This window comes from Streptomyces sp. NPDC056144 (assembly GCF_042264145.1).
Lineage (GTDB): Bacteria > Actinomycetota > Actinomycetes > Streptomycetales > Streptomycetaceae > Streptomyces.
Genome location: NZ_JBHJVF010000009.1, coordinates 108,040 through 123,011 on the forward strand (window position 1 = coordinate 108,040; position 14,972 = coordinate 123,011).

Below are 14,972 nucleotides of genomic sequence, written 5' to 3' on the forward strand. Positions count from 1 at the left end.
CTGCCCCCGTCCCGCAAAGGCTTCCCGTGGCTCAGCCGATGTCCGGCGGGTCGACCCGGATCCGTACCTGGTCGCCGCCCCCGCCCCGCGCGAGCCCGGCGGCTCTCGCCTGCTTGAGGGCCGCCGCCAGGGCCGCCCCGCTGCCCGGCGGCACCCGGACCAGTGCCCGGTCCCACTGCTCGCCCGGCGGTGGGTCGCCCGGGCGGCGCGGGCCGCCGGGCCGGACGACCGGGAGCGGTACGGGCCCGAGGATCTCCGCGTCGCCGGGGAGCGGTGCCCCCAGGAGGAAGCTCTCCACGGCCTCCGGCGCACCGGTCACCGCCGCCATCCGGGAGACCGGCGGGAAGCCCAGCTCGGCCCGCTCGGCCAGCTCCCGCTGCGCGTGGCCCACGGGGTCCCAGCGGACGAGCGCCTGGACCGGCCGGAGCGTCGGCTCGGCGACCACGACCACGGTGCCGCCCTCGGCCTGGCCGCGGACCAGGGAGGCCGCGTCGATCCAGCGCCGCAGCGCCTCCTCCCCCGCCCGCAGGTCGGGCCGGCCGAGCATCGCCCAGCCGTCGAGGAGCAGCGCCGCCGCGTAGCCGCCCTCGGCGACGGGTTCGGCCCCGGGCGTGGAGACGACGAGCGCGGGGCGTCCGGGCACGCTGTCCAGGATGTGGTCGCGTCCGGAGGTCCGTACGGGCACGGCCGGGAACGCCCGCCCCAGCTCCTCCGCCGTGCGCCGCGCGCCGACGATCTGGGCCCGCAGCCGGTTCGATCCGCACTCCACGCAGTGCCAGTCCGGGGCGCCCTTCCCGCACCAGCCGCACCGCAGCTCCTGCTGCTCGGGGGCTTCGAGGGGCCCGGCGCAGTGGCGGCAGCGGGCGGGCGTGCGGCAGCGCTCGCAGGCCAGCCTCGGCACGTACCCCCGGCGGGGCACCTGGACGAGGACCGGGCCGGTCTTGAGGCCTTCGCGGACGGCCTGCCAGGCGAGCGAGGGCAGCCGGGCCGCGCGCGCGGCCTCGTCGCGGGCGAGCTCTCCGTCGCCGACGGTACGGACGAGGGGCGCGGCCCTGCGGACCTGCTCGCGGCCCGCGCCGAGCGCCTTCGCCCAGCCCGACTCGACGAGCTGCGCGGCCTCGACGGTGCAGCTGGTCGAGCCGAGGAGGAAGGCGCAGCGGTCGTGGGAGGCGCGCAGGAGCAGCACCTCGCGGGCGTGCGGCTGGGGCGCGTGGGGTTCGCTGTGGCTGCCGTCGCCGTCGTCCCAGATGACGACGAGTCCGAGGTCCCGCACGGGCGCGAACATCGCGGCCCGGGTGCCGACGACGGCCCGCACGGAGCCGCGCCGCACGGCGAGCCACTGCGCGTACCGCTTCTCGGGGCCCGCGTCGGCGGTGAGCAGCGCGTGCCGCCCCTGGCCGAGGACCTCGGTGAGCGCCGCGTCGACCCGTCCGGCGGCCCGCCCGTCCGGGACGACGACGAGGGCGCCCCGGCCGGAGGCGAGGGTCGCGGCGACGGCCCTGGCGATCTCCTCGGCCCAGTACGGCCCCGGCAGCGCGTTCCACACCGCCCGGGGCGCGCCGCCGCGCGCGAGGGAGTCGAGGAACGCGGCCCCCCGCTCGTACCGCGTCCAGCTCCCCGGCTCCGGGGGCCTCGGCGGGGGCAGCGGCGCGGGCGAGGGACGGCCCTCCGCCTTGGCGCTGCGCGGCGGCACGGCGAGCTGGAGGACGTCGGCGAGGCTTCCCGCGTACCGGTCGGCGACGGCCCGGGCGAGCCCGAGCAGCTCGGGACCGAGGACGGGCTCGGGCGAGACGACGTCGGCGAGTGCGGCGAGCGGCCCCGAGTAGTCGGAGGTGGCCCGCCGCTCGACGAGGAAGCCGTCGATCAGCCGGCCGCCCTCGCGGCGGCCGCCCCGCACCTGGTGGGCGCCCGCGCCGAAGCGGACCCGGACCCGGACCCCGGGGCGGGCGTCCCCGTCGAGCTCCTCGGGGACCGCGTAGTCGAAGAACTGGTCGAGGTGGAGCGCGCCCTTGTTCACCACGACCCGGGCGACGGGCAGCTCCTTGGCCAGGGCGGCCCCCCGCCAGGTCCGCGGCTTGGCGCGCGGCACCTTCGCCTTCCGGACGGTCTCGCGGATGAGCGCGAGCTGCTCGGGCCCGTCCCCGCTCTCGTCCTGCTCCTTCTCGCTGCTCACAGCCCCATACCTACCAGACGCCACCGACAGCCGGGCATGGCCGAAGCCCGGCACCCCTTCGCGGGGTGCCGGGCTTCGGTGACGTGCGGGTGCCGCTTAGAGACCGGCGGCCTTCCGGAGCGCGTCCACGCGGTCCGTGCGCTCCCAGGTGAAGTCCGGCAGCTCGCGGCCGAAGTGGCCGTAGGCGGCGGTCTGGGAGTAGATCGGGCGGAGCAGGTCGAGGTCGCGGATGATCGCGGCCGGGCGGAGGTCGAAGACCTCGCCGATGGCGTTCTCGATCTTCTCGGTCTCGATCGTGTTGGTGCCGAAGGTCTCGACGAAGAGACCGACGGGCTCGGCCTTGCCGATCGCGTAGGCGACCTGGACCTCGCAGCGCGAGGCGAGGCCCGCGGCGACGACGTTCTTCGCGACCCAGCGCATGGCGTAGGCGGCGGAGCGGTCGACCTTGGACGGGTCCTTGCCGGAGAAGGCGCCGCCGCCGTGACGGGCGAAGCCGCCGTAGGTGTCGATGATGATCTTGCGGCCGGTGAGGCCGGCGTCGCCCATCGGGCCGCCGATCTCGAAGCGACCGGTCGGGTTCACCAGGAGGCGGTAGCCCTCGGTCTCCAGCTTGATGCCGTCCTCGACGAGCTGCTTGAGGACGTGCTCGACGACGAACTCGCGGATGTCGGGAGCGAGCAGCGACTCGAGGTCGATGTCCGAGGCGTGCTGCGAGGAGACGACGACCGTGTCGAGGCGGACGGCCTTGTCGCCGTCGTACTCGATGGTGACCTGGGTCTTGCCGTCGGGGCGCAGGTACGGGATGGTCCCGTTCTTGCGGACCTCCGTCAGGCGGCGCGACAGGCGGTGCGCGATGTGGATCGGCAGCGGCATGAGCTCGGGGGTCTCGTCCGACGCGTAGCCGAACATCAGGCCCTGGTCGCCGGCGCCCTGCTTGTCGAGCTCGTCCTCGTCGCCCTCGACCCGCTTCTCGTACGCGGTGTCGACACCCTGGGCGATGTCCGGGGACTGCGACCCGATGGACACCGAGACGCCGCAGGAGGCGCCGTCGAAGCCCTTCTTCGAGGAGTCGTACCCGATCTCGAGGATCTTGTTCCGGACGAGGGTGGGGATGTCCGCCCACGCCTTGGTGGTCACCTCGCCGGCGACGTGCACGAGGCCGGTGGTGATCAGCGTCTCGACGGCGACACGCGAGGTGGGGTCCTCGCGCAGCAGTGCGTCGAGGATGGTGTCGCTGATCTGGTCAGCGATCTTGTCGGGGTGTCCCTCGGTGACGGATTCCGAGGTGAACAGACGACGGGACACAACGCTCCCTGTGGTTGCAGCGGCTGCTGGCTACTCTTCTCGGACCGACGCAGGGAGCTGCGCCCCGCGACGTTCCACGAACAGTCTATCGGTCACGGTCGGCCAATGGACCAGGTGTCTCGACAGGTGAATGGCCGAGAGCGCGCGGAATCGGCCTCAGACAGGGCGGAACCACACGTTCGGGTGGGGCGTAAATCACTCGACAGTCGGCGATTCCCCCTCGCCTGGTCGACATCGAGCCAAGCTCACGCCCCGCCCGGAGCCCGGAAGTCCGCTCAGACGGCCGCGCGCAGCCGGGGCAGGACCAGGTCCCAGACCGTCTCGGCGAGCGCTTCCTTCGGACCGTACGGTACGGGGGTCTCGGCGCCGTCCGAGGCGAGGATCACAGCCTCGTTCTCCTCGGATCCGAAGGTCTTGCGCTCCCCCACCTCGTTGACGACGAGGAGGTCGCAGCCCTTGCGCGCCAGCTTCTGGCGCCCGTGGGCGAGAACGTCGTCGGTCTCCGCGGCGAAGCCGACGACCACCTGGCCCGGCAGGGCACGCTCCGCCGAGATCTCGGCGAGGATGTCGGGATTGCGGACGAGCTCGACGGTGGGCGCGCCCCCGTCGTCCTTCTTCTTGATCTTCCCGGTGGCGTACGCGGCGGGCCGGAAATCGGCGACGGCGGCGGCCATGACCACCGCGTCGGCGTCCGCCGCCGCCTTGAGGACGGCCTCGCGGAGCTGGAGGGCGGTGCCGACGTGGACGACGTCGACGCCGGCCGGGTCGGCGATGCCGGTGTTGGCCTCGATCAGCGTGACCCGGGCGCCGCGCGCGGCGGCGGCCTTCGCGAGCGCGTACCCCTGCTTGCCGGAGGAGCGGTTGCCCAGGTAGCGGACGGGGTCGAGGGGCTCGCGGGTACCGCCGGCGCTCACCACGACATGTCGTCCGACGAGGTCGGGGGCGGTGACACCGCGCGTGATGATCCGCCGGCAGACCTCGAAGATCTCGCCCGGGTCGGGCAGTCGGCCCTTGCCGGTGTCGACGCCGGTGAGGCGGCCGACGGCCGGCTCGATGACCACGGCGCCGCGGCGGCGCAGCGTGGCCACGTTCTCCTGGGTCGCCGGGTGCTCCCACATCTCGGTGTGCATGGCGGGGGCGAAGACGACGGGACAGCGCGCGGTGAGCAGCGTGTTGGTCAGGAGGTCGTCGGCGAGGCCGTGGGCGGCCTTGGCCAGCATGTCGGCGGTGGCGGGGGCGACGACGACGAGGTCCGCGCCCTGTCCGATGCGGACGTGCGGGACCTCGTGGACGGAGTCCCAGACCTCGGTGGAGACCGGGTGGCCGGAGAGCGCGGACCAGGTGGCGGCGCCGACGAAGTGCAGGGCGGAGTCCGTGGGCACGACGCGGACGTCGTGGCCGGACTCGGTGAACCGGCGCAGCAGCTCGCACGCCTTGTAGGCGGCGATGCCGCCGCTGACCCCCAGAACGACCTTCGGCTTGGTCACCACTGTCACTCCCCGCACTCGGATCCGTACGTCTCCATGAGACACCACAGGCCCGGCGGATGTTCCGCCGGGCCTGTGGTGACAAGCATTACGTGCGATACGCGCTTACTGAGCCGGGCCCTCGATGGCCTCGGACGTCAGCAGACCCGCGTTGATCTCGCGCAGGGCGATCGAGAGCGGCTTCTCGTGGACGTGGGTGTCGACCAGCGGACCCACGTACTCCAGCAGGCCCTCGCCGAGCTGGGAGTAGTACGCGTTGATCTGACGCGCGCGCTTGGCAGCGTAGATCACGAGGCTGTACTTCGAGTCCGTGGCCTCGAGCAGCTCGTCGATCGGCGGGTTGATGATGCCCTCGGGCGCGGTCATAGAAGAGGACACGCTCTACCTTCCGAAGATGGAGAAAAGATCAGACAGACACTGTGGGGTCTGAGGGTCAGCCCTCAGAAGACAGCAGCATCAACGTTAGCAGCTCGCGTGCGACGTCCTCGACGGAGGTGTTGACGAGCGTGGTGTCGAACTCCGACTCGGCGGCCAGTTCGATCTTCGCGGCCGCCAGACGGCGCTCGATGACCTCGGCCGACTCGGTCCCGCGGCCGGTGAGCCGGCGGACCAGCTCCTCCCAGCTCGGCGGGGCCAGGAAGACCAGCTGGGACTCGCCCATGGAGTCCTTGACCTGGCGGGCGCCCTGGAGGTCGATCTCCAGGAGGACGGGCTCGCCGGAGTCGAGCCGCTCGAGGACGGCGCCGCGGGGGGTGCCGTAGCGGTTCCCCGCGAACTCGGCCCATTCGAGGAGCTCACCGTTGGCGATCAGCTTGTCGAACTCGTCGTCCGTGACGAAGAAATAGTGGACGCCGTGCTTCTCGCCGGGGCGGGGCTTCCGTGTCGTCGCCGACACCGAGAGCCAGACCTCGGGGTGGACCTTGCGCATATGCGCGACGACCGTGCTCTTGCCGACCCCTGAGGGGCCGGAGAGCACGGTCAGCCGCGGACGTACCTCTGCTGCCATGCAGCGATTATTCCAGCTTTACCGGGGTGCCCGGGACGCGAGCCCCGGACGTGCGCCAGGATCAGGCGCCGGTGCTGCCGAACTCCCGCTCCAGGGACGCGATCTGGTTGGAACCGAGACCGCGGACCCGGCGGCTCTCGGAGATGCCGAGGCGCTCCATGATCTGCTTGGCGCGGACCTTGCCGACGCCCGGGAGGGACTCCAGAAGCGCGGAGACCTTCATCTTGCCGATGACGTCGTTCTCCTGGCCGGTCTTGATGACCTCGTGGAGCGAGGCGCCGGAGTGCTTGAGTCGATTCTTGACCTCGGCCCGCTCCCGGCGAGCCGCGGCGGCCTTTTCGAGCGCGGCTGCGCGCTGTTCAGGGGTAAGGGGCGGAAGAGCCACGCCTACGTCACCTCGGATGTCGATCTGTCGGATACGGACCGGTGAGGAACCCTGCGCCCCACACCAGTGGAGCAACGCTCAACGGAGTGGTCGTTGAACGCCTGCTCTGCTCCGGAGACTAGCGGCCAAGGCCGCTCCCGTCAGCGAGAACGAAGGAAAAGTCCTGGTCAGCATCGACCGACTAGGACTTTTCCGGCAAAACGACCCGGTTTTGAGCCAAGTTTTCGTCAAATGGTGAGACGGCTCGCTCCCGCCCGGCCCGTCCGCTCCGACCTGCGGATTGTCCGGAGGAGGGTCAGCCGGCGACGGCCGTGCGGATCTCGTCCGCGTAGCGGTCGGCCGAGGCCCGCAGGGCGGACACGTCGGGGCCGTGGCGGAGGACGCCCCGGCTCACGTTCGGGACCACGTTGCGGACCGCGGAGCCGAAGACGGCCGGGAGGTCGGCCGGGGTCGCGCCCTGGGCACCGATGCCGGGGGCCAGGAGCGGACCGTTGATGTCCAGGTCGAAGGAGGACAGGTCGCCGAGCGTGGCACCGACCACCGCGCCGAAGGAGCCCATGGGGGTCTCCCCCGCGTTCTCCTCGGCGAGGTGGGCCAGCATCGTCGCGCCGATGGTCCGGCCGTCCTCACGGACGGCCCGCTGGACCTCCGCCCCCTCCGGGTTGGAGGTGAGCGCCAGGACGAAGAGTCCTGCGCCCGACTCGCGGGCCAGGTCGACGGCCGGCTTCAGGGAGCCGTACCCGAGGTACGGGGAGACCGTCAGCGCGTCGGAGAAGAGCGGCGAGTCCTTGCGGAGGAAGGCCTCGGCGTACGCGGCCATGGTCGAGCCGATGTCCCCGCGCTTCGCGTCCATGACGACCAGGCCGCCGGCGGCGCGCAGGTCGGCGACCGCGCGCTCCAGGACGGCGACACCGCGCGAGCCGAAGCGCTCGAAGAAGGCGGCCTGCGGCTTGAAGACGGCGACGGTGTCGGCGAGGGCCTCGACGACGGTGAAGGTGAAGCGCTCCAGGCCGTCGATGTCGTCGCTCAGGCCCCAGGAGTCGAGCAGGGCGGCGTGCGGGTCGATGCCGACGCAGAGCGGACCGCGCTCGTCCATGGCGGTGCGCAGGCGGGTACCGAAGGAGATCGTCACTTGGTGGCCTTTCGGTGGTCGGCGCCGATGGCCTCGGCGAGGGTGGCGTACGGGGACGCCTGGAGGCGGGCGGCGAGGCCCTTGTGGATCGCGCGGGCGTAGAACGGGCCCTCGTAGATGAAGGCGCTGTAGCCCTGGATGAGCGTGGCGCCGGCGAGGATGCGCTGCCAGGCGTCCTCGGCGTTCTCGATGCCGCCGACGCCGACGAGGACGATGCGGTCGCCCACGCGCGCGTACAGGCGGCGCAGGACCTCGAGGGAGCGCTCCTTGACGGGAGCGCCGGAGAGACCACCGGTCTCCTTGATCAGCTCGGGGTCGGAGGTCAGGCCGAGGCCCTCGCGCGCGATGGTGGTGTTGGTGGCGATGATGCCGTCGAGACCGAGCTCCAGGGCGAGGTCGGCGACCGCGTCCACGTCCTCGTCCGCCAGGTCGGGGGCGATCTTGACCAGGAGCGGGACGCGCCGGCCGGTGACCGCGCGGTCGGCTGCTTCCCGTACGGCCGTGAGGAGCGGGCTCAGGGACTCGGTGGCCTGGAGGTTCCGCAGGCCGGGGGTGTTCGGCGAGGAGACGTTGACGACGAGGTAGTCGGCGTGGGCGGCGAGCCGCTCGGTGGACTTCACGTAGTCGGCGGCGGCCTCCGCCTCGGGGACGACCTTGGTCTTGCCGATGTTGACGCCGACGACCGTCTTGAAGACCGGGGTACGGGTGCCCAGGCGCTCGGCGACGGCGGCGGAGCCCTCGTTGTTGAAGCCCATGCGGTTGATCAGGGCGCGGTCCGGGACGAGCCGGAAGAGGCGCTTCTTGGGGTTGCCGGGCTGGGCCTCGCCGGTGACGGTGCCGATCTCGATGTGGTCGAAGCCGAGCATCGCCATGCCGTCGATGGCGACGGCGTTCTTGTCGAAGCCGGCGGCGAGGCCGAAGGGGCCGTGCATCCGCAGGCCGAGGGCCTCGGTGCGCAGCTCCTTGTACCGGGGCGCGAGGACGGCGGCGACGAAGGTGCGCAGGACGGGGACGCGGGCGGCGAGCCGGATCCAGCGGAAGGCCAGGTAGTGGGCCTTCTCGGGGTCCATGCGCTTGAAGACGAGGGTGAAGAAGAACTTGTACATGTCTCGGATCCAGGTCTGCTCATGAGAAGGGGGACACCGCGGTGTTGCCGGTGTCCCCCTTCGTCGTACGGGCTGCTAGTCGCGGGCCGCGGTCAGGTGCTCCGCGTGCTCCTGGAGCGACCGGACGCCGACGTCGCCGTGGCCGAGCGCCTCGATGCCCTGGACGGCGGCGGCGAGCGCCTGGACCGTGGTGAGGCAGGGGACGCTGCGCGCCACCGCGGCCGTACGGATCTCGTAGCCGTCGAGGCGGCCACCGGTGCCGTACGGGGTGTTGACGATCAGGTCGACCTGGCCGTCGTGGATCAGCTGGACGATCGTCTTCTCGCCGTTCGGGCCCTCGCCCTCGCTGAGCTTGCGCACGACGGTGGCGTTGATGCCGTTGCGCTTGAGGACCTCGGCCGTGCCGGAGGTGGCGAGCAGCTCGAAGCCGTGGGCGACGAGCTCGCGGGCCGGGAAGATCATCGAGCGCTTGTCGCGGTTGGCGACCGAGATGAACGCGCGGCCCTTGGTGGGCAGCGGGCCGTAGGCGCCGGCCTGCGACTTGGCGTAGGCCGTGCCGAAGACCGCGTCGATGCCCATGACCTCGCCGGTGGAGCGCATCTCCGGGCCGAGGACGGTGTCGACGCCGCGGCCGTGGATGTCGCGGAAGCGGGACCACGGCATCACGGCCTCCTTGACGGAGATCGGCGCGTCGATCGGCAGGGTGCCGCCGTCGCCGGTCTTCGGCAGGAGCCCCTCGGCGCGCAGCTCGGCGATGGTCGCGCCGAGCGAGATGCGGGCGGCGGCCTTCGCGAGCGGGACGGCGGTCGCCTTCGAGGTGAAGGGGACGGTCCGGGAGGCGCGCGGGTTGGCCTCCAGGACGTAGAGGATGTCGCCGGCCATCGCGAACTGGATGTTGATCAGGCCGCGGACGCCGACGCCCTTGGCGATCGCCTCCGTGGAGGCGCGCAGGCGCTTGATGTCGTAGCCGCCGAGCGTGATCGGGGGCAGGGCGCAGGCCGAGTCGCCGGAGTGGATGCCGGCTTCCTCGATGTGCTCCATGACGCCGCCGAGGTAGAGCTCCTCGCCGTCGTAGAGCGCGTCGACGTCGATCTCGATGGCGTCGTCGAGGAAGCGGTCGACCAGGACCGGCCGGGTGGGGCTGATCTCGGTGGACTCGGCGATGTACGACTCCAGGCGGGTCTCGTCGTACACGATCTCCATGCCGCGGCCGCCGAGCACGTACGACGGGCGGACGAGGACCGGGTAGCCGATCTCGTCGGCGATGGCCTTGGCCTCGGTGAAGGTGGTCGCGGTGCCGTGCTTCGGGGCCGGGAGGCCGGCCTCGGCGAGGACGCGGCCGAAGGCGCCGCGGTCCTCGGCGGCGTGGATGGCCTCCGGGGAGGTGCCGACGACCGGCACGCCGTTGTCCTTGAGCGCCTGCGACAGACCCAGCGGGGTCTGGCCGCCGAGCTGGACGACGACACCGGCGACGGGGCCGGCCAGCGTCTCGGCGTGGACGATCTCCAGCACGTCCTCGAGCGTCAGCGGCTCGAAGTACAGGCGGTCGGAGGTGTCGTAGTCCGTGGAGACGGTCTCCGGGTTGCAGTTGACCATCACGGTCTCGTAGCCGGCGTCGCTCAGGGCGAAGGAGGCGTGGACGCAGGAGTAGTCGAACTCGATGCCCTGGCCGATGCGGTTCGGACCGGACCCCAGGATGATCACGGCGGGCTTCTCGCGCGGCGCGACCTCGGTCTCCTCGTCGTAGGAGGAGTAGAAGTACGGGGTCTTCGCGGCGAACTCGGCGGCGCAGGTGTCGACCGTCTTGTAGACCGGGCGGACGCCGAGGGCGTGCCGGACCTCGCGGACGACGTCCTCGCGCAGGCCGCGGATCTCGGCGATCTGGACGTCGGAGAAGCCGTGGCGCTTGGCCTCGGCGAGGAGCTCGGGGTGGAGCTTCTCGGCGGCGGCCAGCTCGTCGGCGATCTCCTTGATCAGGAAGAGCTGGTCGACGAACCACGGGTCGATCTTCGTGGCGTCGAAGACCTCCTGCGGGGTGGCCCCGGCCCGGATGGCCTGCATGACGGTGTTGATGCGGCCGTCGGTCGGGCGGACCGACTCACGGAGCAGCTCGGCCTTGTCACCGGGCTCGCCGACGAAGGTGAACTGCGAGCCCTTCTTCTCCAGGGACCGCAGGGCCTTCTGGAGCGCCTCGGTGAAGTTGCGGCCGATCGCCATGGCCTCGCCGACCGACTTCATGGTCGTGGTCAGCGTGGAGTCGGCGGAGGGGAACTTCTCGAACGCGAAGCGCGGGGCCTTGACGACGACGTAGTCGAGCGTGGGCTCGAAGGACGCCGGGGTCTTCTCCGTGATGTCGTTCGGGATCTCGTCGAGCGTGTAGCCGACGGCGAGACGGGCCGCGATCTTGGCGATCGGGAAGCCGGTCGCCTTGGAGGCGAGCGCCGAGGAGCGGGAGACGCGCGGGTTCATCTCGATGACGATGATCCGGCCGTCGACCGGGTCGATCGCGAACTGGATGTTGCAGCCGCCGGTGTCGACGCCGACCTCGCGGATGATCGCGATGCCGATGTCGCGCAGGCGCTGGTACTCGCGGTCGGTGAGGGTCATCGCCGGGGCGACGGTGATCGAGTCACCGGTGTGGACGCCCATCGGGTCGAAGTTCTCGATGGAGCAGACGACCACGACGTTGTCGGCCTTGTCGCGCATCAGCTCCAGCTCGTACTCCTTCCAGCCGAGGATGGACTCCTCCAGGAGCACCTCGGTGGTCGGGGAGAGCGTGAGGCCCTGGCCGGCGATGCGGCGCAGCTCCTCCTCGTCGTGGGCGAAGCCGGAGCCGGCGCCGCCCATGGTGAAGGAGGGGCGGACGACGACGGGGTAGCCGCCGAGCGTCTCGACGCCCTTGAGGACGTCGTCCATGGAGTGGCAGATGACCGAGCGGGCGGACTCGCCGTAGCCGATCTTGGCCTTGACGGCCTCGACGACACCCTTGAAGAGGTCGCGGTCCTCGCCCTTGTTGATGGCCTCGACGTTGGCGCCGATGAGCTCGACGCCGTACTTCTCCAGGACGCCCTGCTCGTGCATGGAGATCGCGGTGTTGAGCGCGGTCTGGCCGCCGAGGGTGGGCAGGAGGGCGTCGGGGCGCTCCTTGGCGATGATCTTCTCGACGAACTCGGGGGTGATCGGCTCGACGTACGTGGCGTCGGCGATCTCCGGGTCGGTCATGATCGTGGCCGGGTTGGAGTTGACCAGGATCACCCGCAGGCCCTCGGCCTTGAGGATGCGGCACGCCTGGGTGCCGGAGTAGTCGAACTCGGCGGCCTGGCCGATGACGATCGGGCCGGAGCCGATGACCAGGACGGACTGGATATCGGTGCGCTTAGGCACGCTCGGCCTCCATCAGGGATACGAAGCGGTCGAAGAGGTACGCGGCGTCGTGCGGGCCCGCGGCCGCCTCGGGGTGGTACTGGACGGAGAAGGCCGGCTGGTCGAGCAGCTGGAGGCCTTCCACCACGTTGTCGTTCAGGCAGACGTGGGAGACCTCGGCACGCCCGAAGGGGGTGTCGGAGACCTTGTCGAGCGGCGCGTCGACGGCGAAGCCGTGGTTGTGCGCGGTGACCTCGACCTTGCCGGTGGTGCGGTCCTGCACCGGCTGGTTGATGCCGCGGTGGCCGTACTTCAGCTTGTACGTGCCGAAGCCGAGGGCGCGGCCCAGGATCTGGTTGCCGAAGCAGATGCCGAAGAGCGGGGTCTTGCGCTCCAGGACGGCGCGCATGACGGAGACGGGGCCGTCGGCGGTGGCCGGGTCGCCCGGGCCGTTGGAGAAGAAGACGCCGTCCGGGTTCACCGCGTAGATGTCCTCGGCGGTGGCGGTGGCGGGCAGGACGTGGACCTCGATGCCGCGCTCGGCCATCCGGTGCGGGGTCATGCCCTTGATGCCGAGGTCGACGGCGGCGACGGTGAACTTCTTCGTGCCGATCGCGGGGACGACGTACGTCTCCTTGGTGGCGACCTCGGCGGAGAGGTTCGCGCCCTTCATCTGGGGCTGCTCCTGCACCTTCGCCAGGAGGGCCGCGTCGTCGGCGATCCCCTCGCCGGAGAAGATGCCGACGCGCATGGCGCCGCTCTCGCGGAGGTGGCGGGTGAGGGCGCGGGTGTCGATACCGGAGATGCCGACGACGCCCTGGCGCTCCAGCTCCTCGTCCAGCGAGCGCTGCGCGCGCCAGTTGGAGGAGACGCGGGCGGGGTCGCGGACGACGTAGCCGGAGACCCAGATGCGGCCGGACTCGGGGTCCTCGTCGTTGACGCCGGTGTTGCCGACGTGCGGGGCGGTCATGACGACCACCTGGCGGTGGTACGACGGGTCGGTGAGGGTCTCCTGGTAGCCGGTCATGCCGGTGGAGAACACGGCCTCGCCGAAGGTCTCCCCCACGGCCCCGTAGGCGCGGCCGCGGAAGATGCGGCCGTCCTCCAGGACGAGTACGGCGGGAGTCTTGGCGGCTCCCCTTGTGGAGGTCGTCATCGTGCGATGCCTTCCGTCGTGGTGGTGTGGTGCATGGAGTTGATGGCCTCGACCCAGGCGGCGTGCTCGGCCGCCCGGTCGGAGCGGAAGCCGGAGTCGAGCAGCTTGTCGCCGTGGGCCCAGGTGACGATCAGCAGGCCGCCCTCGGCGAGGACCTTGCCCGCGATGCCCTTGTCGAGGCGGGCCTCGCGCAGGGCCTCGGCCGGGATGAGGAAGTCGTCCGCCCCGGGGCGGACGACCGAGATCCCGGCGTCGGCGAGCGTGAGCTCGACGCGGCTGCGGGTGCCGAGGCCGTGGGCCACGATCCGGTCGAGCCACTGCCCGGCCGTCGTGGAGCCGTGGTAGCGCCCGCTGAGAGTCAGTGTGGCTTCACCGGGCTGCTCCGGCACGGCGGCGAGCTCGGGCAGGTCGGACTGGAGGCTGCCCCGCCACTTCCATCCCTGGCGCATCAGCCAGTAGACGAGGACGACGAAGAGGAGCAGTCCCGCGACCCAGCCGATCCGGCCGGCCCAGTCGGTGACCTCCGCCGATTTCTGGTCCGCCGCCTGTGCGGCGATGGTGATGAGTGGTGTCACGCCAGCTTCCCGTCCACGACCGTTGCCCGGCCCCGCAGGAAGGTGTGGGTGACGCGTCCCGGCAGCTCGCGGCCCTCGTAGGGGGTGTTGCGGCTGCGGGAGGCGAAGTCCGCGGGGTCCACGACACCACGGTATGCCGGATCGACCAGCGTCAGGTTCGCGGGCTCACCAGCCGAGACGGGTCGTCCGTGCCCGGTGGCCTGTCCGATGCGGGCGGGGGCGACGGACATGCGGTCCGCGACGCCGGCCCAGTCGAGGAGTCCGGTCTCGACCATCGTCTGCTGGACGACGGAGAGCGCGGTCTCCAGGCCGACCATGCCCATGGCGGCGGCGGCCCACTCGCAGTCCTTGTCCTCGTGCGGGTGCGGGGCGTGGTCGGTGGCGACGATGTCGATCGTGCCGTCGGCCAGCGCCTCGCGGAGCGCGAGGACGTCCTTCTCGGTGCGCAGTGGCGGGTTGACCTTGTAGACCGGGTTGTACGAGCGGACCATCTCGTCCGTCAGGAGGAGGTGGTGCGGGGTGACCTCGGCGGTGACGTCGATGCCGCGGGACTTGGCCCAGCGGACGATCTCGACGGAGCCGGCGGTGGAGAGGTGGCAGATGTGGACGCGGGAGCCGACGTGCTCGGCGAGGAGGACGTCGCGGGCGATGATCGACTCCTCGGCCACGGCCGGCCAGCCGCCGAGGCCGAGCTCGGCGGAGACGATGCCCTCGTTCATCTGGGCGCCCTCGGTGAGGCGGGGCTCCTGGGCGTGCTGGGCGACGACGCCGCCGAAGGCCTTCACGTACTCCAGGGCGCGCCGCATGATGACGGCGTCGTCGACGCACTTGCCGTCGTCGGAGAAGACGGTGACGCCGGCGGCGGAGTCGTGCATGGCGCCGAGCTCGGCGAGCTTCTTGCCTTCGAGGCCGACGGTGACGGCGCCGATGGGCTGCACGTCGCAGTAGCCGGACTCCTTGCCGAGGCGCCAGACCTGCTCGACGACACCGGCGGTGTCGGCGACCGGGTGGGTGTTGGCCATGGCGAAGACGGAGGTGTAGCCGCCGGAGGCGGCGGCGCGGGTGCCGGTGAGGACGGTCTCGGAGTCCTCGCGGCCGGGCTCGCGCAGGTGGGTGTGGAGGTCGACGAGGCCGGGCAGGAGGATCTGGCCCTCGGCCTCGACGACCGTCGCGCCCGCGGCCGACAGGCCCGTACCGACCTCGGCGATGGTCTCGCCGTCGATCAGGACGTCCTGGGCCTCGCCGCCGAGGACCTTCGCACCGCGGATAAGGATCTTGCTCATG

The 14,972-nt window shown here is 71.6% G+C and carries 12 protein-coding genes; all 12 read right to left on the bottom strand.

The genetic code is table 11. From position 1 onward, the window contains the following. Nucleotides 1-31 precede the first annotated feature (31 nt). On the bottom strand, nt 32-2,173 hold the full coding sequence (locus ACFC0Z_RS25425) for a primosomal protein N' (RefSeq protein ID WP_376442181.1): 2,142 nt from the start codon (nt 2,171-2,173) through the stop codon (nt 32-34). 96 nt (nt 2,174-2,269) lie between these two features. Further along, on the bottom strand, nt 2,270-3,478 hold the full coding sequence (metK, locus tag ACFC0Z_RS25430; protein WP_376442184.1) for a methionine adenosyltransferase: 1,209 nt from the start codon (nt 3,476-3,478) through the stop codon (nt 2,270-2,272). 275 nt (nt 3,479-3,753) lie between these two features. Continuing rightward, nucleotides 3,754-4,965, bottom strand: coding sequence for a bifunctional phosphopantothenoylcysteine decarboxylase/phosphopantothenate--cysteine ligase CoaBC (gene coaBC / locus ACFC0Z_RS25435; protein ID WP_376442187.1), 1,212 nt, complete (start codon nt 4,963-4,965; stop codon nt 3,754-3,756). Between the two features lie 105 nt (nt 4,966-5,070). Beyond that, entirely contained in the window at nt 5,071-5,343 is a 273-nt protein-coding gene (gene rpoZ / locus ACFC0Z_RS25440) for a DNA-directed RNA polymerase subunit omega (RefSeq protein WP_017242218.1), read from the bottom strand. Nucleotides 5,344-5,398: 55 nt separating this feature from the next. Then, nucleotides 5,399-5,971, bottom strand: coding sequence for a guanylate kinase (gene gmk / locus ACFC0Z_RS25445; RefSeq protein ID WP_376442190.1), 573 nt, complete (start codon nt 5,969-5,971; stop codon nt 5,399-5,401). A gap of 61 nt (nt 5,972-6,032) precedes the next feature. After that, nucleotides 6,033-6,356: an integration host factor gene (locus ACFC0Z_RS25450; protein ID WP_030204477.1), complete on the bottom strand. Its 324-nt coding sequence runs from the start codon at nt 6,354-6,356 to the stop codon at nt 6,033-6,035. A gap of 295 nt (nt 6,357-6,651) precedes the next feature. Next, a complete protein-coding gene (gene pyrF / locus ACFC0Z_RS25455) occupies nt 6,652-7,488 on the bottom strand; it encodes an orotidine-5'-phosphate decarboxylase (RefSeq protein ID WP_376442192.1) in 837 nt (278 codons plus the stop codon). Continuing rightward, complete coding sequence (locus ACFC0Z_RS25460) at nt 7,485-8,594, bottom strand: quinone-dependent dihydroorotate dehydrogenase (RefSeq protein WP_376442195.1); 1,110 nt, start codon at nt 8,592-8,594, stop codon at nt 7,485-7,487. Before ACFC0Z_RS25460 ends, pyrF begins: the two co-directional genes overlap by 4 nt. A gap of 75 nt (nt 8,595-8,669) precedes the next feature. Next, nucleotides 8,670-11,978, bottom strand: coding sequence for a carbamoyl-phosphate synthase large subunit (gene carB / locus ACFC0Z_RS25465; RefSeq protein ID WP_376442197.1), 3,309 nt, complete (start codon nt 11,976-11,978; stop codon nt 8,670-8,672). Beyond that, nucleotides 11,971-13,113: a glutamine-hydrolyzing carbamoyl-phosphate synthase small subunit gene (gene carA / locus ACFC0Z_RS25470; protein ID WP_376442199.1), complete on the bottom strand. Its 1,143-nt coding sequence runs from the start codon at nt 13,111-13,113 to the stop codon at nt 11,971-11,973. Before carA ends, carB begins: the two co-directional genes overlap by 8 nt. Beyond that, on the bottom strand, nt 13,110-13,688 hold the full coding sequence (locus tag ACFC0Z_RS25475) for a hypothetical protein (protein WP_376442201.1): 579 nt from the start codon (nt 13,686-13,688) through the stop codon (nt 13,110-13,112). The genes carA and ACFC0Z_RS25475 overlap by 4 nt, the downstream gene beginning before the upstream one ends. Then, complete coding sequence (locus ACFC0Z_RS25480) at nt 13,685-14,971, bottom strand: dihydroorotase (RefSeq protein WP_376442204.1); 1,287 nt, start codon at nt 14,969-14,971, stop codon at nt 13,685-13,687. Before ACFC0Z_RS25480 ends, ACFC0Z_RS25475 begins: the two co-directional genes overlap by 4 nt. Between the last annotated feature and the right edge of the window lies 1 nt (nt 14,972).